Source organism: Candidatus Cloacimonadota bacterium (genome assembly GCA_011372345.1).
In the GTDB taxonomy this organism is placed as follows: Bacteria; Cloacimonadota; Cloacimonadia; order Cloacimonadales; family TCS61; genus DRTC01.
The window spans coordinates 1-4,576 of record DRTC01000148.1 but is presented as its reverse complement, the minus strand read 5'-3'; the positions used below and the strand labels follow the sequence as shown (position 1 = coordinate 4,576).

Genomic DNA, 4,576 nt, shown 5'->3' with positions numbered 1-4,576 from the left:
ATCTTCAGTAATTTCAAATTCATCAGTAGAAATCTCTATTTCAGAAACTGTATATGAATAATTCAATGTTCCATAATTCCTATTGGAAAACACAAGGATCATCTGACTGTAATCTTCTGTCAGTTCAGGTAATTCCTGGATGAAATTTCCATCTGCTATAAAAGCATCGACTGTCGAAGTATTTTCACCACTTCCAATCCTGATTGCTACCAGACTAATTTCCTGGTTCACCTCCAATTCTATTTGCAGATCATTATCTCCGGGATATAAACGAACATAATCCGCAGCCCAGTTATCGACAGTTCCGGTTCTGCTTGCCGGGTATGAATTATGATTAGCAAATGTACTGAAAGTAGGTAGATCAAGAGCTTCGTAATTATAAAGACCATTCATAACCTCAGGATCATCGAGGAAATTAGCGATCGTCCAGTTTACGAAAACGGATTCGAAAGGAATTGTATAACCGTGTTCAATCAGTTGGTTTGAAATTCCTGAAATCGAGTTTTGAGGTTCAGCTACAATATCCTGGATCAAAGTTCCATCATCAAAATGTTCCGCTAAATAAGTGAAAAAAAGCATTACCTTTACATAATCTGCAAAATCCTGGTTCCATTCAACCAGGGAATTATCAGGATTAGAATTGAATTGCGTGATCGGATCAGGCATACCAAAATATACCATTGCCAGTTCTGCCATTCCTTCATCAACCCAGGTATTTTCATTATCATCCTGTCCCCAATGGATCAGATGTTGGAGTTCATGAGCTAAAACGGAAATGCGAACCGGATCCAAGGGATTTAGAGGATGACAGGTCATGTAGATCATTTCACATTCATTACTGTGCCCGGGCGGATTCATCTGTTGAGCTTCTGCTTCTGTTACCTGGTTATAAACACTGAAATAACCGTCGAACATAGTTCCCTGAAATGAACCGAGAGCCGAATAAAAAACGATCAGTTTGGGATCATTATCGAGTTCATCCGGAATCGGTCCGAAATGAAGAATATCCATTTCTACTGCACCGTAATCATCACCAGCCATCGTTTCTTCTTCCAGATAATTGAACACTACTTGAACATCAGAATCATCCATGTAGATATTCCAGTCTTCATCTGCAACAAAGACATAACAATGTTCACCAACTGCACGACATGTTGCCGGAGTTTGCACCCATAACGGCGGCATGACCGAAAGATCCCATTTCCAGAAAGTTTGGGTATCTCCAACTTCATACTCTCGGGAATCACGATTTATTCGTATATTTTGATGATCTTCCGAATTATGGAATTCCCGTGATTGAATTTTCAAATCTCTTTGAATTTCCAAAAAAGTTGCTGGTGTTTGTGTATTTGAACTTGATAAAAACATGGTAATTAAAGCAAATAAAATTAAACTTTTGATTTTCATCTGATATACCTCTTTCATATTATTTTTTAGCAATTTATCCCAAAATCCTGAAGAATTTGGGATAAGTTTCACTTGAGACCATCAACTAAGATTCAAACTACAACTTGTTACAAATCCGAAAGATTTTATGTTAAGTCGATAGAGAAGAATTCCAACGATTTGCAAAATCGTTCTACTTATGCTCTGCAATCGCTTCTTTAATTACCTTTGCCAGTCTTTTCACACCTTCGACATTCTGTTCTTTGGATACATAAGAAAAGTTGATCCGCATCGTATTTTTTCCGCTGCCGTCACAATGAAATGCCGAACCGACCACAAAAGCAACATTCTGTTTAACTGCTTTTTTAAATAAATCTGCAGCATCGAGATATTCGGGTAAAATCAGGAATAAAAACAATCCGCCTTCGGGTTTTGTCCAACTGACTTCCTTCGGCATATTTTCTTCAAAACCTTTCAGCATCAAGTCTCTTTTCTCATGATAAGATTTGATCGTCTTTTTAATATTCTTATCAAAATATCCTTCCATAACATATCTGGCAGCTAATCTCTGAACAAAGGGAGAAGTGCAGAGATCGACTCCCTGTTTGGCGATCACAAATTTATTGATAATATCTTTATGGGCGATCATCCAGCCAATCCTGAAACCCGGCACAAATATTTTGGAGAAAGTTCCTAAAGTGATCACATGTCCTGTATTATCAAGAGCATACATTCTCTTTTGATGTTCACCTTCAAATCTAATTTCGCGATAAGGACTATCTTCAACCAAAAGAACATCATATTTTTTAGCGATTCTGATGATCTCTTCTCTTCTCTCATTGGGCATTGTTATCCCAGCCGGATTCTGAAAATCAGGGATCGTATAAATGAATTTCGGTTTCGTGCCTTCTTTATCCAATCGTGCCAGAGTTTCTTCCAGTTTATCAGCTCTCATTCCATGGTCATCGAGCTTCACTCCGATCATGTCCGCACCATAAGCATTAAAAGCCTGCAAACCTCCAAGATAAGATGGTAGACCAACGATCACTTTGTCTCCTCGATTAACGAACACCTTTGCTAATAAATCTAAACCCTGTTGGGAAGCGGTGGTTATCAACACATTTTCTTCTGTAATATCCATTCCATCATTCTGGTAAGATTTAGTAAGAGCCTTACGCAGATCAGTATCACCTTCCGTTGCTCCATATTGCAGAGCAGAAGCAGCGTTTCCATCCATAACTTTGTTGAAAATTCTCTTTAAATCTTCAACTGGAAAAGTAGTTGGTGAAGGTAATCCACCAGCAAAAGAAATGATTTCGGGTTTTTGCGTAAGTTTCAGTAATTCTCGAATTGCAGATTTTTTCATTCCTTTGGCATTATCGGAATAGATTTGTTCCAAGTTACTAATCATTTTTCCCTCCGTTTTCATTTTTTGTTTTTTACAAAAATTTATTTGCAGGTGTTTTATGTCCAATAAAAAATTTCTTTCTTGTATGAAGCCAATGTAAAATAAACAATCCTGTTTGAGAAAGTAACACGATTATCATGATTGAAAAATGTAGAACTGAACCTGGTGAGTTGCTTTAAAGTAAAATTTTCTCGGAACAAGTTCCGAACTGCAAAGCACAATCAGGATTGCTTGTGATACATTATATCCTGTTAGTTTAGTTACATAATCAATATTGGGTCAGACTGTTGACTTTTTGATCTTGATATATTCTTTCAGAATCAAAGTAGATTATTAGAAATCATTGAATTTAAAATGGAATTTCATTTCAAATACTCTTTCAACTTAAAATCCTCGACCTGTTTTTTTATCCCCGTCAACAAATGTTTATCGATCTTTAATCTGAAAACCTGTTCATTGGATTTATTTTCATATTTATTTTCTATCACTTCAGCATTTTCATAGATAAAGGAAATTAATTTTCGTAATTGTGCTGGAATCTTTAAAATGATCTCTTTCTTGATCCTTTTCACAAATTCTTCGATTTTATCAATCAGGATGTCTATTCCATCATTGTTTTTCGCAGAAATGAAGATCGAATCAGGATGTTCTTCCAGCATCTTTTTTTTCAAAAATGGAAACAGTTTCTCTTCGATCAGATCGCATTTGTTAAATACGCAAAGAATGTCTTTATCTTCAACTCCAATTTCCTGCAAAACTCTATTCACCGAATATATATAATCCGTTAAATCCGGATGGGAAATATCAATAACATGCAGCAATAGATCAGCTTCCAGAACCTCCAATAAAGTTGAGTGGAAAGACGAAACGAGTTTATGAGGTAATTTTTTGATGAATCCGATAGTATCGGAAAGAACGATTTTTTCCTTGGATTTTAAATTCAGGGAACGAGTCGTTGAATCTAAAGTCGCAAAAAGTTTATCCGCAGTATAAAGTTTTTCATTGGTCAGTTTATTGAAAAGAGTTGTCTTACCGGCATTTGTATAACCGATCATGGAAATGGAAAGGAATTTACTCCGTTTTTTTCTTTTAATGAGAGTATTTTTATCGATCTCTTTAATTTTCTTTTTGAGGATAGAAGTTCTTTTTCTGATTTCCCGTCTATCAGTTTCAATTTGCGTTTCACCCGGTCCACGAAAACCAATTCCACCCTGAATTCTGGAAAGATGTTTCCACAATCTTTTCAGTTTTGTATAACTATATTCAAGTTGAGCCAACTCAACCTGTAATTTTGCCTGTTTTGTCCTGGCATGTTTGGCAAAAATATCGAGGATCAGTTCAGTTCTATCGACGACATTACAGCGGGTAAGGTTTGAAATGTTTCTTGCTTGAGCAGGTGTCAGGTTATCGTTAAAAACGAGTGTATTGCTCTTCAGTTTTTTGGAAAGATGGTAAATTTCCTGGAGTTTTCCTTTTCCAATGAAGGTCGAAATATTTGGTTTTGTTAAATTTTGGATAATGATCTGAATAATTTCCAGATCTGCAGTTTCAGCGAGAAGCTTAAGTTCCTCCATCGAATCATGATAATCTTCAATATTTTGACCTTTGATATTCAAACCGATGAGAATGACTTTTTCTTTATTTCGCATTTATTTAATATCGTTCCAAATCCCCGATTGGTAATGATAATTTCTCAAAATCCCTATTTTGTCAATATTTGATTTTATATACATTTCTTTTGAAATTTTCTCAAGTCATTACATATTGCATGAATATCAAAGT

General features: G+C 35.7%; 3 protein-coding genes. All 3 read right to left on the bottom strand.

Annotated features, from left to right (window positions below):
* Positions 1-1,407 (bottom strand): hypothetical protein (locus tag ENL20_02845; GenBank protein ID HHE37493.1); only part of this gene is annotated, 1,407 nt, incomplete at its 3' end.
* A gap of 172 nt (positions 1,408-1,579) precedes the next feature.
* Complete coding sequence (locus ENL20_02840) at positions 1,580-2,797, bottom strand: PLP-dependent aminotransferase family protein (protein HHE37492.1); 1,218 nt, start codon at positions 2,795-2,797, stop codon at positions 1,580-1,582.
* Positions 2,798-3,156: 359 nt separating this feature from the next.
* The gene (hflX, locus tag ENL20_02835; protein ID HHE37491.1) at positions 3,157-4,443 is read right to left on the bottom strand and encodes a GTPase HflX; all 1,287 of its coding nucleotides are present in this window, start codon (positions 4,441-4,443) and stop codon (positions 3,157-3,159) included.
* Between the last annotated feature and the right edge of the window lie 133 nt (positions 4,444-4,576).